Annotated in this window: 15 protein-coding genes; 9 read left to right on the top strand and 6 right to left on the bottom strand. The window is 64.5% G+C overall.

The window, feature by feature from the left end:
• Nucleotides 1-141 precede the first annotated feature (141 nt).
• Entirely contained in the window at nucleotides 142-1,596 is a 1,455-nt protein-coding gene (gene thiI / locus C167_RS0105105; protein ID WP_017517180.1) for a tRNA uracil 4-sulfurtransferase ThiI, read from the bottom strand.
• Nucleotides 1,597-1,929: 333 nt separating this feature from the next.
• Here thiI and glnA point away from each other — a divergent pair, with 333 nt between their 5' ends.
• Entirely contained in the window at nucleotides 1,930-3,339 is a 1,410-nt protein-coding gene (glnA, locus tag C167_RS0105100; protein WP_017517179.1) for a glutamate--ammonia ligase, read from the top strand.
• Nucleotides 3,340-3,485: 146 nt separating this feature from the next.
• On the opposite strand, the gene C167_RS0105095 is transcribed toward glnA, so the two are convergent.
• Nucleotides 3,486-5,693, bottom strand: coding sequence for a mechanosensitive ion channel family protein (locus C167_RS0105095; protein WP_017517178.1), 2,208 nt, complete (start codon nucleotides 5,691-5,693; stop codon nucleotides 3,486-3,488).
• A 192-nt stretch (nucleotides 5,694-5,885) separates the two neighbouring features.
• On the opposite strand from C167_RS0105095, the gene C167_RS0105090 reads away from it, so the two are divergent.
• The 4 genes from C167_RS0105090 to ntrC all read left to right on the top strand — a co-directional run bounded on the left by C167_RS0105090 (nucleotide 5,886) and on the right by ntrC (nucleotide 9,742).
• Nucleotides 5,886-6,434: a DUF4124 domain-containing protein gene (locus C167_RS0105090; protein WP_017517177.1), complete on the top strand. Its 549-nt coding sequence runs from the start codon at nucleotides 5,886-5,888 to the stop codon at nucleotides 6,432-6,434.
• A 2-nt stretch (nucleotides 6,435-6,436) separates the two neighbouring features.
• On the top strand, nucleotides 6,437-7,027 hold the full coding sequence (locus C167_RS0105085; RefSeq protein WP_017517176.1) for a DUF4124 domain-containing protein: 591 nt from the start codon (nucleotides 6,437-6,439) through the stop codon (nucleotides 7,025-7,027).
• Between the two features lie 205 nt (nucleotides 7,028-7,232).
• The gene (gene glnL, locus C167_RS0105080) at nucleotides 7,233-8,309 is read left to right on the top strand and encodes a nitrogen regulation protein NR(II) (protein ID WP_026078815.1); all 1,077 of its coding nucleotides are present in this window, start codon (nucleotides 7,233-7,235) and stop codon (nucleotides 8,307-8,309) included.
• Between the two features lie 2 nt (nucleotides 8,310-8,311).
• Entirely contained in the window at nucleotides 8,312-9,742 is a 1,431-nt protein-coding gene (gene ntrC / locus C167_RS0105075; RefSeq protein ID WP_017517174.1) for a two-component system response regulator NtrC, read from the top strand.
• A gap of 481 nt (nucleotides 9,743-10,223) precedes the next feature.
• Here the strand turns inward: ntrC and trmL are convergent, their stop codons facing one another.
• Entirely contained in the window at nucleotides 10,224-10,685 is a 462-nt protein-coding gene (gene trmL, locus C167_RS0105070; protein ID WP_017517173.1) for a tRNA (uridine(34)/cytosine(34)/5-carboxymethylaminomethyluridine(34)-2'-O)-methyltransferase TrmL, read from the bottom strand.
• Between trmL and C167_RS0105065 the strand changes: the two genes are divergently transcribed.
• The gene (locus tag C167_RS0105065) at nucleotides 10,684-11,136 is read left to right on the top strand and encodes a hypothetical protein (protein WP_017517172.1); all 453 of its coding nucleotides are present in this window, start codon (nucleotides 10,684-10,686) and stop codon (nucleotides 11,134-11,136) included. The two genes, trmL and C167_RS0105065, sit on opposite strands and share 2 nt — an antisense overlap.
• Nucleotides 11,137-11,829: 693 nt before the next feature.
• Here C167_RS0105065 and secB read toward each other — a convergent pair.
• The 3 genes from secB to C167_RS0105050 are packed head-to-tail and all read right to left on the bottom strand — an operon-like array spanning nucleotide 11,830 to nucleotide 13,028.
• The gene (secB, locus tag C167_RS0105060) at nucleotides 11,830-12,312 is read right to left on the bottom strand and encodes a protein-export chaperone SecB (RefSeq protein WP_017517171.1); all 483 of its coding nucleotides are present in this window, start codon (nucleotides 12,310-12,312) and stop codon (nucleotides 11,830-11,832) included.
• 37 nt (nucleotides 12,313-12,349) lie between these two features.
• Nucleotides 12,350-12,604, bottom strand: coding sequence for a glutaredoxin 3 (gene grxC / locus C167_RS0105055; protein ID WP_017517170.1), 255 nt, complete (start codon nucleotides 12,602-12,604; stop codon nucleotides 12,350-12,352).
• 1 nt (nucleotide 12,605) lies between these two features.
• The gene (locus C167_RS0105050) at nucleotides 12,606-13,028 is read right to left on the bottom strand and encodes a rhodanese-like domain-containing protein (protein WP_017517169.1); all 423 of its coding nucleotides are present in this window, start codon (nucleotides 13,026-13,028) and stop codon (nucleotides 12,606-12,608) included.
• A 146-nt stretch (nucleotides 13,029-13,174) separates the two neighbouring features.
• Between C167_RS0105050 and gpmI the strand changes: the two genes are divergently transcribed.
• From gpmI to C167_RS0105035, 3 genes are all read left to right on the top strand, one after another.
• Complete coding sequence (gene gpmI, locus C167_RS0105045; protein WP_017517168.1) at nucleotides 13,175-14,710, top strand: 2,3-bisphosphoglycerate-independent phosphoglycerate mutase; 1,536 nt, start codon at nucleotides 13,175-13,177, stop codon at nucleotides 14,708-14,710.
• Nucleotides 14,711-14,848: 138 nt separating this feature from the next.
• Entirely contained in the window at nucleotides 14,849-16,138 is a 1,290-nt protein-coding gene (locus C167_RS0105040; protein WP_017517167.1) for a murein hydrolase activator EnvC family protein, read from the top strand.
• Between the two features lie 27 nt (nucleotides 16,139-16,165).
• A complete protein-coding gene (locus C167_RS0105035) occupies nucleotides 16,166-17,476 on the top strand; it encodes a S41 family peptidase (protein ID WP_017517166.1) in 1,311 nt (436 codons plus the stop codon).
• The last annotated feature ends 3 nt before the right edge of the window (nucleotides 17,477-17,479 follow it).

Here is a 17,479-nt window from a genome sequence, read left to right as displayed (position 1 = left end):
TGCCGTTTTCGGCAGCGGGGGCCGGGCCGTGGCGCGGCGGTGCAAAAGGTCAGGGCGTGAGCCTACGCACCGAATGTGTCGGGAGGTCGGTGGCGGATACTGCCGCCGAACAGTCCGGGCTGGCGGCGTTGGTCCGCGCCTTTATTGCGGACGGTAAACACGCACATTGGTGTGCCCTTCGTTGACCAGGTGGTGGGCGTGCAGGCGACTCATGACGCCCTTGTCGCAATACAGGAGGTACTGGCGGTTGGGGTCCAGTTCCTTGAACTTGCTGTTGATCGCATAGAACGGCATGGCCAGGACTTCGATGCCCTCAATGGCCAGCGGTTCATCGTCCTGGGCATCCGGGTGGCGGATGTCCACCACGATCTGGCCGGCCAACACTTCGTCGACCATTTCCACCGACAGGTCCTTGCCCAGCTCGTCGATCACGCGATCCACGGTCATCTGGGTGGAACGCTCCAGGGCGCGGTCGAGCACGGCCATGTCGAACTTGGTTTCTTCGTGGTCGACGCGGTACGGCTTGGCCTGGGTGGTCGGGTTCACCGAAATCACACCGCAATACTCCGGCATGTGCTTGGCGAACTCGGCGGTGCCGATCTGCGTCGCGGTGTCGATGATGTCCTGCTTGTGGCTGACGATCAGCGGACGCAGCACCAGGGTGTCGGTCACCCGGTCGATCACCGAGAGGTTCGGCAGGGTCTGGCTGGACACCTGGGAAATCGCCTCGCCGGTCACCAGCGCGTCGATCTCCAGGCGCTCGGCCACTCGACTGGCGGCGCGCAGCATCATGCGCTTCAGGGTCACGCCCATGTAGCTGTCGTCGACCTTGGTGAGAATCTCGCCGACCACTTCCTCGAAGGGCACGCTGACGAACAGCACGCGCTGGGAGCTGCCGTACTTCTTCCACAGGTAGTGCGCGACTTCCATCACGCCCAGTTCGTGGGCACGGCCGCCGAGGTTGAAGAACACGAAGTGGCTGATCATGCCGCGGCGCATCATCTGGTAGGCCGCCACGGTGGAGTCGAAGCCGCCGGACATCAGCACCAGCACCTGCTCCAGCGCGCCCAGCGGGTAGCCGCCCAGGCCATCGTGCTGGGCGTGGATCACATAGAGGCGGTCATGGCGGATTTCCACGCGCACTTCCACTTCCGGGTTCTTCAACGAGACGCCCGCCGCGCCGCAGTGCTGGCGCAGGCCACCGCCGACGTAGCGCTCCACATCTATGGAGGTGAAGGGATGCTTGCCGGCGCGCTTGCAGCGCATGGAGAAGACCTTGCCCGGCAGCTTGTCGCCGAAGTGGGCCTTGCACTTTTCGAGGATGTCGTCGAAATCGCCCAGCGGGTACTCGTGCACTTCCAGGAAGTGGCCGATGCCCGGCGTGCAGGTCAGGCGCTCGATCATCTCGCGCAGGGACTTGGGATCGGTGACTTTGGTCTCGACCTCGAGGTTGTCCCACTCGCCTTCGACCAGCAGCTCGGGGTCGAGGTCGCGGAGCACCGTGCGAATGTTCTTCGCCAGCTGCCGGATGAAGCGCTTGCGCACCGGCCGGCTCTTGATGGTGATTTCCTGGAAGACCTTGACGATGAGTTTCATGCGGATCGGGCGATTGCCATGGGACTGAAAAAAAGGGGCGGAATTATATCCGAAATTGCTCAAGACTTGAGCAGAAATCGGAGACTTTCTTTTTAGTGCACCAAAATGGACTCACGCACCACGATCAGGCACCAAAGCAGTGCACCCCCTGTCGCGCATTTCCCTATAACACCTGCTACAGCCCATGATTTCAGGGCCCCTGCCCATTTATGGGCACTGGCACGCAACTTGCTCTCTTGTGAGGCAGGTTGCCCTGGCGGAGTATTCCGGCCGGCATCACCCGATACTGGGGCACAAAAAAGCTCCCAGCTCTAATCCCTCCTGGAGGACAGCATGTCGTACAAGTCGCAACAACTGATCAAAGATCATGACGTGAAGTGGGTTGACCTGCGCTTCACCGATACCAAAGGCAAGCAGCAGCACGTCACCATGCCCGCCCGCGACGCGCTGGACGACGAGTTCTTCGAAGCCGGCAAGATGTTCGATGGCTCCTCCATCGAAGGCTGGAAGGGCATCGAAGCCTCCGACATGATCCTGCTCCCGGACGACAGCACCGCCGTGCTCGACCCGTTCACCGAAGAGCCGACCCTGATCATCGTTTGCGACATCATCGAGCCGAGCACCATGCAAGGCTACGAGCGCGACCCGCGCAACATTGCCAAGCGCGCCGAGGAATACCTGAAGTCCACCGGTATCGGCGACACCGTATTCGTCGGTCCGGAGCCGGAGTTCTTCATCTTCGACGAAGTGAAGTTCAAGTCCGACATCTCCGGCTCGATGTTCAAGATCTTCTCCGAGCAGGCTTCCTGGAACACCGACGCCGACATCGAGACCGGCAACAAAGGTCACCGTCCGGGCGTCAAGGGCGGCTACTTCCCGGTACCGCCGGTCGATCACGACCACGAAATCCGTACCGCCATGTGCAACGCCCTGGAAGAAATGGGCCTGGTCGTGGAAGTTCACCACCACGAAGTGGCCACCGCTGGCCAGAACGAGATCGGTGTGAAGTTCAACACCCTCGTTGCCAAGGCTGACGAAGTCCAGACCCTGAAGTACTGCGTGCACAACGTTGCCGACGCCTACGGCAAGACCGTGACCTTCATGCCGAAACCGCTGTACGGCGACAACGGCTCGGGCATGCACGTGCACATGTCCATCTCCAAGGATGGCAAGAACACCTTCGCTGGCGAAGGCTATGCCGGCCTGTCCGACACCGCCCTGTACTTCATCGGCGGCATCATCAAGCACGGCAAGGCGCTGAACGGCTTCACCAACCCGGCCACCAACTCCTACAAGCGTCTGGTTCCGGGCTTCGAAGCTCCGGTCATGCTGGCCTACTCGGCCCGCAACCGTTCCGCCTCGATCCGCATTCCGTACGTCTCCAGCCCGAAAGCCCGCCGCATCGAAGCGCGCTTCCCGGACCCGGCTGCCAACCCCTACCTGTGCTTCGCCGCTCTGCTGATGGCGGGCCTGGACGGCATCCAGAACAAGATCCACCCCGGCGACGCCGCCGACAAGAACCTGTACGACCTGCCGCCGGAAGAGGCGAAGGAAATCCCGCAGGTTTGCGGCAGCCTGAAAGAGGCGCTGGAAGAACTCGACAAGGGCCGCGCGTTCCTGACCAAGGGCGGCGTGTTCACCGACGAGTTCATCGATGCCTACATCGAGCTGAAGTCGGAAGAAGAAATCAAGGTGCGCACCTTCGTGCACCCGCTGGAATACGACCTGTACTACAGCGTCTGATCCACGAATACCTATAAATAGCGACAGTATTAAGGCCTCCTTCGGGAGGCCTTTTTTATGCGCTCATGAAAGCGGACAGGCGCCTTGGAAGCGCGCGCCCTGCGCGCGATCGCGGGCGTGGCGCGCTCCTACGAAGAGCCGCAGGATCAGATGCCGCCGTCCGCCGGCACGCCTTGCTCCTCGTCGTCTTCGCGGCGCGGCTTGCGCATGCGTGAGAGCTGCACGTTCAGGCGCGGCATGGAGAGTTCCAGCCCGGCCTTGTCGAGCTTCTGCCGCAGGCGCAGGTTGAAGGCGCGCTGCACCTCCCACTGGCGGATCGGCGCTGTCTTGAAGCGGAAGCGCAGGATCGCCTGGCCGGCGTCGAAGCTCTCGATGCCCTGGATTTCCAGCGGCGACCAGATGGCCCGGTTGATGGTGCGGTCGCCGCGCAGCTCGCCGGAGACTTCCTTGACCAGCGCCAGGGCATCATCGATGGGCATGCTCGCCGGCACCGGCCAGCGGAACATGGCGTAGCCGAACTGCCGCGAGTAGTTCTTGATGCTCTTGATCTCGCTGAACGGGATGGTGTGCACCACGCCATCCAGGTCGCGCAGGCGCACGGTGCGGATGGTCAGTCCTTCCACCGTACCGAGGTGGCCGCCGACGTCGACGTAGTCGTCGATGGACAGCGAGTCCTCGATGATGATGAACAGGCCGGTGATCAGATCCGCCACCAGCGACTGCGCGCCGAAGCCGATGGCCAGGCCGATCACGCCGGCACCGGCGAGCAGCGGCGTGACGTTCATGCCCATGTTGGCCAGGGCGACGATCAGGGCGATCACCGCGATGGTCACGAACAACACGTTGCGGATCAGCGGCAGCATGGTCAGCGCGCGGGCATTGGCGCTCTTCTTGCCACCCAGGCCGAGGCTGTGCTGTACCGCGGTGTCGGTGAGGATCCAGACCAGCCAGGCGACCAGCAGGGTGGTACCGAAGCTGAACAGCTTGAGACTGATCTGCGAGCCATCGCCTTCGGCGAAACGAATCAGCGACATGCCCCAGACGCGCAGGCCGATCTCCAGGAAGATCAGCAGGCTGGCAATGTGCAGCAGTGTGTAGCCGAAGCTCTGCAACTGTTCGATGTACGGCGCGTGGCGACGCGCACCGCGCCGAGCCGAGCGCTGATGGGCGCGGCGGATCAAGCCGTTGACGGTCATCGCCACCACCGCTACGGCGGCGCAGACCAGGGCGCGACGCAGGGCATAGCTGCTGTCGCCGGCGGTGACTATGGTGGCGAACAGCGAGATGCCCACCAGCACCAGCACCGGCAGGAACCAGATCGAGCCGATCAGCTCCACCAGGTCGCTCAGCCCGCGGCGCTTCAGGCGGCGCTCCAGCGGCTGGTTGCGGATCAGGTGGGCAATGGGCCGGCGGAACTGCAGGACGAACAGCGCAGTGAGCAGCGCCGCACAGATGTTCGCCACCGAGCCGACGAACAGCGAGATGTTCATCCCCAGGCTGTCGATGACGCGTGGGTCGTGCATCACTTCGCCCAGCGCGGCGAGGCTGCCGATCAGCCAGAGCGGGCGGAACGCGCGGCGCCGCAGGATGTCCAGCGCACGCATGCGGTGCGGGCCGCTGAGCAGCGACAGGGAGATCACACAGAGCGCGGAGAACAGCGTGCCGCACACCAGGGTGTAGGCAATCACCATCGCCACCAGCTTGCCCAGTGAGCTGGGCAGCACCACCGAGAGGTAGACGGTGATCAGGAAGGCCACCAGCCACGGGCCGAGCTTGCGCAGGGCGAACAGCAGCAGGTCGCGGGTCTTGGGGTGTTGCGGCAGTTCGTCTTCCAGGCCGAAGCGCTTGCGCATGCGCCCGGCAATCCAGCGCAGACCAAGGGCGACGCAGGCCCAGATCAGGATGACCAGGGCGAAATCGAGGACCATTCCCGGCCATTCCGCCAGCGACGGGGTGCGCGCGTCCAGTTCGAAGCCGGCGCCCTGGAACAGTTCGGACCAGCGCACCAGCGGGCTGTTGGCGCCCTCGAACTGACGCTCCAGGCTGCCCAGGGTGTCGCCGATCAGGCCGAGCACGCCGCCCTGGTCGTCCGAACTCTTCTTCGTCGCGTCGCGCAGTTGCTTGAGCTTCTTCAGCAGATCGGCGCGCTGCTGATCGTTCTCCAGGGTCTTGATCACCTGGTTCAGCGACTGTTCCAACTGGGCGTCACTGACCTTCGCCTCGCCACCACCCGTCACCCCGGCCAGCGGCCCGGGAAGCGCCGCCAGCGCGGGCCCGGCGACGGACAAGCCGAGGCCCAGGCAGCACAGCAGCAGCCATTGACGAAACAGGTCACGAATCGGACTCACAGGCATACCCCACCAGGATGGAAAATCAAGCTCGGGCGCATCATACAGACGCCAGCGCCACGCTCGGACCCGTCCCGCGCAGGAAAGGTCCCCCACGAGCAGCAGCGCACAACGTGCGGCGCCCTGCTGAAAGACAATAGGCAACTTGCCAGCCGCCGTCGGCAGTGCAAGGCTTGGCAGACCATCCGGAGGTTCTTCATGCGCCTGATACTCACCGCCCTGCTGCTCGCCGCCGCATTGCCAGCCAGCGCGCAGATCTACAAGTACACCGATGCCAACGGCAAGACGGTGTTCACCAATCAGCCGCCGACCAATGTCGACGCCAAGCCGGTGGAGCTGCCGCCAACCAACACCGTAGGCCCGCAGGCGCCGGTCGCCGCACCCGCTACCAGCGGCACCGAGAACCAGGCCACCGGCGCCTACCAGATTCTCGCGCTGAGCAACCTGCCCGACGATGAATCGATGCGCCAGAACAACGGTACCTTCATCGTCAACGTCGTGGTGCAGCCTGCCCTGGCGCCCGAGCACCAACTTCAGTTGCTGCTGGACGGCCAACCCTACGGTGCGCCGACCAGCAGCACCGACATCGGCTTGCAGGAGATCGACCGGGGCGATCACACCCTGGCCGTACAGGTGCTGCAGGGCAGCCGTGTAATCCAGGCCAGCTCGCCGGTGAGCTTCACCCTGCAGCGCATCAGCACCAACAGCCCGCAGCGACCCCGGGTCCAACCCAGGACGGGCGGCTGACGATGCGCTGGCTGCTGACTCTCCTGTCGGTGCCCCTGTTGTCGGCGCTGTGCTGCCTGCCGGCCAGCGCCGAGGTCTACACCTACATCGACAAGGACGGTAACCGCGTCTTCACCGACCAGCCGCCGCGCGGCAATGCGCAGAAGATCGACATGACGCCGCGCAACGACCCGCTCAAGTCGCCCAATGGCTTTCGTATGCCGCCGCCGCTCTACGCGCCGGCCGCACCTGCGCTGCCACCGGGCCCGCCGGCCTACCAGCTGCTGCGTATCATCGTGCCGGAACCCGATGCCACGGTGCGGGCCAACGATGGTGCACTGATCGTTTCCGCCACCAGCGACCCGGCACTGCTGCCCGGCCATCTCTACCGCCTGCTGCTGGATGGCAAGCCCGTCGGCGAGCCTGGCCGCAGCCCGGTGTTCCCGTTGAACAACGTCGAGCGAGGCACGCACCAGCTGTCGGTGGAAATCATCGATACCCTCGGCCGCACCATCGAACAGACCCCCAGCCAACCCTTCCACATGTTCCGTGTTTCGGTGGCAGAAGCGGCCGACCTGGACACCTCCCACCCGCTGGCCGCCGCCGACCGCTGACGCGGTGTGCGGCCGGCACAAACGCACCATGTCGGTGCATGCGCCTGCACCACTTTCTATACTCTCCCCATTTCGGGTCACTTCCGCTCACCGGATCGGCTGCTTGCGCACCGCAAATCAGCGCGATGCCGCGAAATACGCGTCTTTTCAGGGCCTGGTTTGCTTTTTGCATTTTCCCGCACAGTCTTGGGACATCTCTTACGCCATGCCTACAGAAACCCAGCTCCGCCTGTTGCTCGACAACCTCACCACGGCGGTGATCCTGCTCAATGCCGAGCTGCGCCTGGAATACATGAACCCGGCGGCGGAAATGCTCTTGGCGGTCAGCGGCCAGCGCAGCCATGGGCAGTTCATCAGCGAGCTGTTCACCGAATCGCCCGAGGCGCTGCAGTCGCTGCGCCAGGCGGTGGAAGAGGCACACCCCTTCACCAAGCGCGAAGCGACCCTGACCTCGCTGACCGGCCAGACCATCACTGTGGACTACGCAGTGACGCCGATTCTCGACCGCCGCAATACCCTGCTGCTGCTGGAGGTGCACCCGCGCGACCGGCTACTGCGGATCACCAAGGAAGAGGCGCAGCTGTCCAAGCAGGAAACCACCAAGTTGCTGGTGCGCGGCCTGGCCCACGAGATCAAGAACCCGCTGGGCGGCATTCGCGGCGCGGCGCAGCTGCTTTCCCGCGAGCTGCCGGACGAATCGCTGAAGGACTACACCAACGTCATCATTGAAGAAGCCGACCGCCTGAGGAATCTGGTGGACCGCATGCTCGGCTCCAACAAACTGCCGCAGCTCTCGGTGACCAACGTCCACGAGGTGCTGGAGCGTGTGTGCAGCCTGGTGGAGGCCGAAACCCAGGGCAGCATCCCGCTGGTGCGCGACTACGACCCGAGCATCCCTGACCTGCTGATCGACCGCGAGCAGATGATCCAGGCGGTACTCAACATCGTGCGCAACGCCATGCAGGCGATCGCCGCGCAGAACGAACTCCGGCTGGGCCGCATCACCCTGCGCACCCGCACCCTGCGCCAGTTCACCATCGGCCACACGCGCCATCGCCTGGTGTGCAAGGTGGAGATCATCGACAACGGCCCCGGCATCCCGGCCGAACTGCAGGACACCATCTTCTATCCCATGGTCAGCGGCCGCGCCGACGGCACCGGCCTGGGCCTCGCCATTACCCAGAACATCATCAGCCAGCACCAGGGCTTGATCGAATGCGACAGCCATCCGGGCCACACCGTATTCAGTCTGTTCCTGCCCCTGGAACAAGGAGTCCATTGACCATGAGCCGATCAGAGACCGTCTGGATCGTCGACGACGACCGCTCCATCCGCTGGGTACTGGAAAAAGCCCTGCAGCAGGAAGGCATGACCACCGTCAGCTTCGACAGCGCCGACAGCGTGATGAGCCGCCTGGGCCGGCAACAGCCGGACGTCATCATCTCCGACATCCGCATGCCCGGCTCCAGCGGCCTGGACCTGTTGGCGCAGATCCGCGAAGTACACCCGCGCCTGCCGGTGATCATCATGACCGCGCACTCGGACCTGGACAGCGCCGTAGCCTCCTACCAGGGCGGCGCCTTCGAGTACCTGCCCAAGCCCTTCGACGTCGACGAGGCCGTCTCCCTGGTCAAGCGCGCCAACCAGCACGCCCAGGAGCAGCAGGGCCTGGAAGCGCCGGCCAACCAGACACGCACTCCGGAGATCATCGGCGAGGCGCCGGCGATGCAGGAGGTGTTCCGCGCCATCGGCCGCCTCTCCCACTCCAACATCACGGTGCTGATCAACGGCGAGTCGGGTACCGGCAAGGAGTTGGTCGCCCACGCCCTGCATCGCCACAGCCCGCGCGCGGCTTCGCCGTTCATTGCGCTGAACATGGCGGCGATCCCCAAGGACCTGATGGAATCCGAGCTGTTCGGCCACGAGAAAGGCGCCTTTACCGGCGCGGCCAATCAGCGCCGGGGACGCTTCGAGCAGGCCGACGGCGGCTCGCTGTTCCTCGACGAGATCGGCGACATGCCGGCCGACACCCAGACCCGCCTGCTGCGCGTGCTGGCGGACGGCGAGTTCTACCGCGTGGGCGGCCATACGCCGGTGAAAGTGGACGTGCGGATTATCGCTGCGACCCACCAGAACCTGGAGAACCTGGTGCGCGAAGGCAAGTTCCGCGAGGACCTGTTCCACCGCCTGAACGTCATCCGCGTGCACATTCCGCGCCTGGCGGACCGCCGCGAGGACATCCCGGCGCTGGCCCGGCACTTCCTCTCCCGCGCCGCGCAGGAACTGGCGGTGGAGCCCAAGCTGCTCAAGCCGGAAACCGAGGAATATCTGAAGCATCTCGGCTGGCCGGGCAACGTGCGCCAACTGGAGAACACCTGCCGCTGGATCACCGTCATGGCATCCGGGCGCGAGGTGCACATCGATGACCTGCCGCCGGAGCTGATGACCCAGCCGCAGGACAGCCTGCCGGCCGCCAATTGGGAACAGGCCCTACGCCACTGGGCCGACCAGGCTCTGGGGCGCGGCCAATCCAACCTGTTGGACACCGCCGTGCCGGCCTTCGAACGGATCATGATCGAGACCGCCCTCAAGCACACCGCCGGCCGCCGCCGCGATGCCGCCGTGCTGCTGGGTTGGGGCCGCAATACCCTGACCCGCAAGATCAAGGAACTGGGCATGAAGATCGACGGCCCGGACGACGACGGCGAGGACTGAGGTCCTTTAGCGAAAAAGGGGCCGAAAGGCCCCTTTTTTCTTGCCTCGAAGAAACCATCGATCCCTGAGAACTCGTGCTGTGCCCCCTCTCCCCCGCCCTCTCCCTAAAGGGAGAGGGAGCTGATCGTGCCGGCTGACGTAATGGACTCAACCTGCTCCGAACATTCCCCTCTCCCTTCAGGGAGAGGGCTAGGGAGAGGGAAACCAACGCGACGAAGCCTGGGAAGGACCGCAGGAACAGACTTCATCCGGGATTTCACGCGACAACATCCATCCCCAAAACCTGTGGATAACACTGTGCACGGCACGGGGAAGGAACGTGCTACAGCCCAGAGCACGCGCGGTCTGCGGGTTTGCCTGGTTTCTGTGCAGGAATTTTCGGCTTGCCCACATCCACTGTGCGCCCGCCTGTGGATAAGCTTGGGGCAAGCCGCTGCGCTCCGCGCCGGGCGCGGGTTTGCGCGGATCGATCAGAAAACGCTCAATCCATCGAGAAACCGTGCTGGCGCCAGGCTTCGTAGACGGTCACAGCCACGGTGTTGGACAGATTCAGGCTGCGGCAGCCGGGGCGCATGGGCAGGCGCACGCGCTGTTCCGGCGGCAGGGCGTCGCGTAGCTCTTCCGGCAAGCCACGGCTTTCCGGGCCGAACAGGAAGGCATCGCCGCGCTCGTAGGCCACTTCGTGGAACGGCTGCGAACCCTTGGTGGTGAAGGCGAACAGGCGCGGCTGGCCGAGCAGCTCCAGGCATTCTTCGAGGCTCGCATAGCGGCGGACGCTGGCGTATTCGTGGTAGTCCAGCCCGGCGCGGCGCAAGCGCTTGTCGTCCAGCTCGAAGCCCAGCGGCTCGATCAGGTGCAGGCTGCAGCCCGCATTGGCGCACAGCCTGATAATGTTGCCGGTGTTGGGGGGGATTTCCGGTTGAAAAAGGATTACATGGAACATGCAGCGCTCCGAGCCTGAGAACGGCGGGCATTCTACCTCCGCCAAGGAGCAAATGCGGCCCAGGCCCTGGCTGAAGGTGCTGCTTTCCTTGGCCGTGCTGGGCCTGCTGCTGGGGCTGATGCTGGGCCGGCTGGTCAACCCGCCACGGGAAGGGCCACCGCTGATCCTTGCCCTGGAGCCTTCTACAGAGGGATTGGTACTCACCCTTGACGCACAGCCCGCCGTACGCGCCGGCCATCTGGAAGGCGCCCTGGCGCTGCAGATAGAGGCCAGCGGCAAGGCCCAGCAGGGTCAGCTGCGAATCGACGACGCGCCGGTGCGCTGGAAGCTGGAGCCGCAAGGGACGGGAGTTCTGCTGACGCTGCTGTCGACCCGCCGCCTGCAGGGCGCCTGGGACAGCGCCGAGGTCGAGGGCCGTTGGCGACTGACCATCCGCGCACGGCCGGAATAAAAGCGGGGTGTTCCCGGCCTGCCTGGTCCGGGGCCCCGAAGCGGGAAGCGAACCCTTCGGAAGGGGTTCACGGACATAAAAGAGGGGTTTACCCGGCCTGCCTGTACCAGGACCCCTAACGGGTGCGCGGCTCGCCATCGCGTGCCTGCGGGCATAAAAAGGGGGCTTTCCCGGCCTGCCTGTACCAGGACCCCCGAACCGGCTGCGTCGGCCGCCGCTCCGGGCGGCACGCTCGCACGTTGTAAAAGAGGGGTTCCCCAGCCTGCCTGTACCGAGGCCCCTGAAATCGCTGTTGTCAGGGATATTGCAGAGGGCGTGCCAAGATGGCCCTCTGTTTCGGACAGCGCCTCGGCTGACCGGCTGAAAGCCAGTAACGGCGGGACTTTCGGCGTATTTCCAAGAGCGGTTGTGCACACAGCGAAGCGGCCAATACCGAGGCTGCAGACCACCACCCGCCTGCGCCCCTCTAGTGCGCACGCACCAAACTTGAACGCCGCGCGGTTGCGTTTTTCCTGTAGGAGAGCATGAGGCTTACTCACAGCATTCCTGGGCAACTGCGGGAACAGTCTGTGGATAAATGCGCGGAACCGAAGGGGCACATGGCTTGCGCGAGAGCGATCAAAAATTGACCAAACAAAATGCCAGGCAAAGAAAAAGGCGCCCGAAGGCGCCTTTCTCGTTCGGCGTCAGTGATTACTGGGCCGGGATCTCGCCGGAAGCCTGCATGCGGGCGATTTCCTGGGCATACAGCGCATCGAAGTTCACCGGGGACAGCATCAGCGCCGGGAACGAACCACGGACAACCAGGCTGTCCAGGGTTTCACGGGCGTACGGGAAGAGGATGTTCGGGCAGAAGGCACCCAGGGTGTGGCTCATGCTGGACGCGTCCAGGCCCTTGATCAGGAAGATGCCAGCCTGCTGCACTTCAACGATGAAAGCGGTTTCTTCGTTGTTCTTCACGGTCACCGAAACGGTCAGGACCACTTCGTAGAAGTCGCCATCGAGCTGCTTCTGACGGGTGTTGAGGTCCATGGCAATGCTCGGCTGCCACTCCTGACGGAAGATTTCCGGCGCCTTGGGGGCCTCGAAGGAGAGATCGCGCACGTAGATGCGCTGCAGCGAGAACTGCGGGTTGTTGTCTTGTTCGGCTGCGCCGTTGCTGGCTTGTTCAGTCATTTCGGGACCTTCTTGTGCATCGTTTCAGAATGAGGGATCACGCCGAGAGCAGCGCATCCAGCTTGCCCGCGCGTTCCAGCGCGTAGAGATCGTCGCAGCCGCCGACGTGGACGGAGTCGATCCAGATCTGCGGCACCGAGGTGCGGCCCGCCTTGCTGGTCATCTCGGCGCGCACGCCAGGCTTGCCGTCCACGGAGATTTCCTCGTAGGCGACACCCTTCTTGTCCAGCAGGGCTTTGGCGCGGATGCAATAAGGGCACCACGCGCTGGTATAGATCAAGATCGACGACATCTCATTTCACCAGAGGCAGGTTGTCACCACGCCAGCTGCCGATGCCGCCGGAGAGTTTGGCGGCGGTGAAACCGGCTTTCTGCAGCACACTGCACCAGGTTCCCGAATGCTGGCCCATGCCGTCGACCACGATGATGGTCTTGGCCTTGTGTTTGTCCAGCTCAGAAAGACGCGCGTTCAGTTTGTCCGCCGGAATGTTCAGCGCGCCGACGATATGGCCGGTGGAGAACTCCTTGGCCGGGCGGATATCCAGCACCACGGCCTGCTCGGCGTTGACCATCGCGGTCAGCTCGCGGGTGGACAGCGCGCGGCCACCCTTGCGCATTTCGTGCAGGGCCAGCAGCACCAGCAGGATGACCAGGGCACCCACCAGCAGGTAGTGGTGGGTGGCGAATTCGATCAGACGAGGGAGAAACGAAGACATGGCACAGGACATCCAGACGTAAAAATGCCGGCCAGTATACACGCGCGTATCTGACGGCTGAACCCTGCCGCTCATGGCGTCTGTCGGCACCAATCGGTAAAATGTTGGTCCTTTTCTGACCCCTATTCTCGGAAAGAGCCGTACCTATGACTGCAACGCGCAAACCGCTGGTCCTGATCATTCTGGACGGCTTCGGCCATAGCGATAGCCCTGAATTCAACGCCATCTACGCTGCGAAGAAGCCCAATTGGGATCGCCTGCTGGCCAGCCAGCCGCACGGCCTGATCTCCGGCTCGGGCATGGACGTCGGCTTGCCCGACGGCCAGATGGGCAACTCCGAGGTGGGCCACATGAACCTGGGCGCCGGCCGCGTCGTCTACCAGGACTTCACTCGCGTCACCAAGGCCATCCGCGACGGCGAGTTCTTCCAGAACCCGGTGCTGACCGGCGCGGTCGACAAGGCCGCGAGTGCCGGCAAGGCCGTGCACATCCTCGGCCTGCTCTCCGACGGCGGCGTGCACAGCCACCAGGACCACCTGATCGCCATGGCCGAACTGGCCGCACAGCGTGGCGCCGGGAAAATCTACCTGCACGCCTTCCTCGACGGCCGCGACACGCCGCCCAAGAGCGCCGAGCCTTCGCTGAAGCTGCTCGACGACGCCTTCGCACGCATCGGCAAGGGCCGCACAGCCAGCATCATCGGCCGCTACTTCGCCATGGACCGCGACAACCGCTGGGACCGCGTCGAAGCCGCCTACAACCTGATCACCGAAGGCACCGCCGAATTCACCGCCGACACCGCCGTGGGCGCGCTGAACGCCGCCTATGAGCGCGGCGAGAGCGATGAATTCGTCAAGGCCACCCGCATTGGCGAACAGGTGCGCGTGGAAGACGGCGACGCCGTGGTCTTCATGAACTTCCGCGCCGACCGGGCCCGCGAACTGTCGCGCGCCTTCGTCGAGCCGGGCTTCAAGGAGTTCCCGCGCCAGCGCGAACTGCACCTGGCCGAGTACGTGATGCTGACGCAGTACGCCGCGAGCATCCCGGCGCCCAGCGCGTTCAAGCCCGAGTCCCTGGACAACGTGCTGGGCGAGTACCTGGCCAAGAACGGCAAGACCCAGCTGCGCATCGCCGAGACCGAGAAGTACGCCCACGTGACCTTCTTCTTCTCCGGCGGCCGCGAAGAGCCGTTCGAAGGCGAAGAGCGCATCCTCATCCCTTCGCCCAAAGTCGCCACCTATGACCTGCAGCCGGAAATGAGCGCGCCGAAAGTCACCGACAAGATCGTCGACGCCATCGAGAACCAGCGTTTCGACGTGATCATCGTCAACTACGCCAACGGCGACATGGTCGGCCACACCGGTGTGTTCGAAGCTGCGGTGAAGGCCGTCGAGTGCCTGGATACCTGCGTCGGTCGGATCGTCGAGGCGCTGGATAAGGTCGGCGGCGAAGCCCTGATCACCGCCGACCACGGCAACGTCGAGCAGATGGAAGACGCCATGACCGGCCAGGCGCACACTGCGCACACCTGCGAGCCAGTGCCCTTCGTCTATGTCGGCAAGCGCAAGGTCAGCCTCCGCGAGGGCGGCGTGCTCGCCGATGTGGCCCCGACCCTGCTGAATCTGATGGGCATGGAGCAACCCAAGGAGATGACCGGCAAGTCGATCGTTACCCTTCTTTAAGGGGATGGATGGCGGGGGAACGTGAACCTGCTCCCGCCGGTCAGAGCAAACGCCCCATGCCATGCGGTCTGGGGCGTTTTTTTTAGCGCCCGCCACGGGCATACTAGCCCGGTCCAGAATCCAGGTGCCCGCCACCCAATGCCTCGCGCCCTCCTCCCGCTGCTGCTGATCTGCCTCCTGAGCCCGCTCACGGTCGTTGCCGACGAGCGCGCCGACGCCCAACGTCAGCTGGAGCAGACGCAGAAAGACATCAATGAGCTGAAGAAGAACCTGAAGAACATCCAGGACGAGAAGTCCGGGGTGCAGAAGCAGCTCAAGTCCACCGAAACCCAGATGGGCGACCTGGAAAAGCAGATCCGGCAGATCCAGGACGAGATGAAGAAGAACGAGGAAGAGCTGCAGCGCCTCGATTCGGAGAAAAAAAAACTCCAGGGCGCACGCCTTGAGCAGCAGCGCCTGATCGCCATCCAGGCCCGCGCCGCCTACCAGAGCGGCCGCCAGGAATACCTGAAGCTGCTGCTGAACCAGGAACACCCGGAGAAGTTCAGCCGTACCCTCACCTACTACGAGTACATCAACAAGGCGCGCCTGGAGCAGCTCTCGGCCTTCAACGAGACCCTGCGCCAGCTGAGCAACGTCGAGCAGGAAATCACCTCGCAGAAGGACGAGCAGGTCGCCCAGCAGGCCGCCCTCGAAGCCCGCCGCCAGGAACTGGCCGACGCCCGCAAGGCGCGCCAGGAGACCCTGGCCAAGCTCAACAGCGACCTGAAGGACAGCAGCAGCAAGCTCAAGGATCGCGAGCAGAGCCAGGAAGACCTCAACAAGGTCCTCAAGACCATCGAGGAAACCCTCGCCCGCCAGGCCCGCGAAGCCGAGGAAGCGCGCCAGCGCGCCCTGGCCGCCGAGCGCGAGCGGGTCAAGCGCGAGCAGGAACTGGCCGCTCGCGGCGAAAAACCTGCCACGCCGTCCAAGCGAGCGGATTACAGCGGCCCGCTGGTTTCCAGCGGCGCTGGATTCGGCGGCGCGTTTGCCGCCACCAAGGGCAAGCTGCCCTGGCCGGTGGATGGCCGCGTCCTGGCGCGTTACGGCAGCCCGCGCGGCGACGACCCCCGCGCCACCTGGGACGGCGTGCTGATCGGCGCTTCCGCCGGCAGCACCGTGCGTGCCGTGCATGGCGGCCGCGTGGTGTTCGCCGACTGGCTGCGCGGCTCAGGCCTGCTGGTGATTCTCGACCACGGTGGTGGCTACCTCAGCCTTTATGGGCATAATCAAAGTCTTCTGAAGGACGCCGGCGATACCGTCAAAGCGGGCGATCCCATTGCAACCGTGGGAGCCAGCGGGGGGCAGAGTACCCCGGCGGTGTATTTTGCCATTCGCCATCAGGGCCGCCCGGCGGACCCTTCGACCTGGTGTCGCACGCAGGGATAAGCGTCGAACACGCATTAGGAGCCAAACATGTCGCATGCTTTCCGTCTCACTACCCTGGCCCTGGCCTTGCTGCTCGGTGTCGGTGCGGTCCAGGCCGCCGACGCGCCGGCCGCATCCCCCGCGGCCAACGGCAAGGAGGCTCCGCTGCCGCTCGACGAGCTGCGCACCTTTGCCGAGGTCCTGGACCGGGTGAAGGCGGCCTACGTCGAACCGGTGGATGACAAGACGCTGCTGGAAAACGCCATCAAGGGCATGCTCAGCAACCTCGACCCGCACTCCGCCTACCTCGGTCCGGAAGAGTTCGCCGAGCTGCAGGAAAGCACCAGCGGTGAGTTCGGTGGCCTGGGCATCGAAGTCGGCAGCGAGGATGGTTTCGTCAAGGTGATCTCGCCGATCGACGACACCCCGGCGGCCAACGCCGGCATCCAGCCGGGCGACCTGATCGTGAAGATCGACGGCAAGCCGACCAAGGGCCAGTCGATGAACGAGGCCGTGGACAGCATGCGCGGCAAGGCCGGCTCGCCGATCACCCTGACCATCGTGCGCGGCGGCGGCAAGCCATTCGACGTCACCCTCAAGCGCGCCATCATCAAGGTCAAGAGCGTGAAGAGCCAGCTGCTCGAACCGGGCTACGGCTACCTGCGCATCACCCAGTTCCAGGTCAACACCGGTGAGGAGACCGTCAAGGCGCTGTCCAAGCTGCGCAACGACAACAAGGGCAAGCTCAAGGGCGTGATCCTGGACCTGCGCAACAACCCCGGCGGCGTATTGCAGTCCGCGGTGGAAGTGGCCGACGCCTTCCTCACCAAGGGGCTGATCGTCTACACCAAGGGCCGCATCCCCAACTCCGAGCTGCGCTTCTCCGCCGACCCGGCCGACCCGAGCGACGGCGTCCCGCTGGTGGTGCTGATCAACGGCGGCAGCGCCTCGGCGGCGGAAATCGTCGCCGGCGCCCTGCAGGACCAGAAGCGCGCGATCCTCATGGGCACCGACAGCTTCGGCAAGGGCTCGGTGCAGACCGTGCTGCCGCTGAACAACGACCGCGCCCTGAAACTCACCACCGCGCTGTACTACACCCCCAACGGCCGCTCGATCCAGGCCCAGGGCATCACCCCCGACATCGAGGTGGAGCGCGCCAAGGTGACCCGCGAGAAGAGCGAGTTCGAGGGGTTCAAGGAAGCCGATCTGCAGGGCCACCTGGCCAACGGCAACGGCGGCCAGGATCGTCCGACCACTTCCGGCAAGGCTCCGGTGGATCGCCCGCAGGATGGCGACTACCAGCTCAGCCAAGCCCTCAGCCTGCTGAAAGGACTCAGCGTCAGCCGCGGCAACAACTGACCG

This window comes from Pseudomonas nitroreducens TX1, assembly GCF_000313755.1.
In the GTDB taxonomy this organism is placed as follows: Bacteria; Pseudomonadota; Gammaproteobacteria; order Pseudomonadales; family Pseudomonadaceae; genus Pseudomonas; species Pseudomonas nitroreducens_A.
The sequence above is the reverse complement of the archived record's forward strand: the minus strand, read 5'-3'. Positions and strand labels throughout refer to the sequence as shown.

Bases quoted from the DNA above. Each gene is read 5' to 3' on its own strand.
- thiI (WP_017517180.1), bottom strand. From the start codon at position 1,596: ATGAAACTCATCGTCAAGGTCTTCCAGGAAATCACCATCAAGAGCCGG.
- glnA (WP_017517179.1), top strand. From the start codon at position 1,930: ATGTCGTACAAGTCGCAACAACTGATCAAAGATCATGACGTGAAGTGG.
- C167_RS0105095 (WP_017517178.1), bottom strand. From the start codon at position 5,693: ATGCCTGTGAGTCCGATTCGTGACCTGTTTCGTCAATGGCTGCTGCTG.
- C167_RS0105090 (WP_017517177.1), top strand. From the start codon at position 5,886: ATGCGCCTGATACTCACCGCCCTGCTGCTCGCCGCCGCATTGCCAGCC.
- C167_RS0105085 (WP_017517176.1), top strand. From the start codon at position 6,437: ATGCGCTGGCTGCTGACTCTCCTGTCGGTGCCCCTGTTGTCGGCGCTG.
- glnL (WP_026078815.1), top strand. From the start codon at position 7,233: ATGCCTACAGAAACCCAGCTCCGCCTGTTGCTCGACAACCTCACCACG.
- ntrC (WP_017517174.1), top strand. From the start codon at position 8,312: ATGAGCCGATCAGAGACCGTCTGGATCGTCGACGACGACCGCTCCATC.
- C167_RS0105065 (WP_017517172.1), top strand. From the start codon at position 10,684: ATGCAGCGCTCCGAGCCTGAGAACGGCGGGCATTCTACCTCCGCCAAG.
- trmL (WP_017517173.1), bottom strand. From the start codon at position 10,685: ATGTTCCATGTAATCCTTTTTCAACCGGAAATCCCCCCCAACACCGGC.
- secB (WP_017517171.1), bottom strand. From the start codon at position 12,312: ATGACTGAACAAGCCAGCAACGGCGCAGCCGAACAAGACAACAACCCG.
- grxC (WP_017517170.1), bottom strand. From the start codon at position 12,604: ATGTCGTCGATCTTGATCTATACCAGCGCGTGGTGCCCTTATTGCATC.
- C167_RS0105050 (WP_017517169.1), bottom strand. From the start codon at position 13,028: ATGTCTTCGTTTCTCCCTCGTCTGATCGAATTCGCCACCCACCACTAC.
- gpmI (WP_017517168.1), top strand. From the start codon at position 13,175: ATGACTGCAACGCGCAAACCGCTGGTCCTGATCATTCTGGACGGCTTC.
- C167_RS0105040 (WP_017517167.1), top strand. From the start codon at position 14,849: ATGCCTCGCGCCCTCCTCCCGCTGCTGCTGATCTGCCTCCTGAGCCCG.
- C167_RS0105035 (WP_017517166.1), top strand. From the start codon at position 16,166: ATGTCGCATGCTTTCCGTCTCACTACCCTGGCCCTGGCCTTGCTGCTC.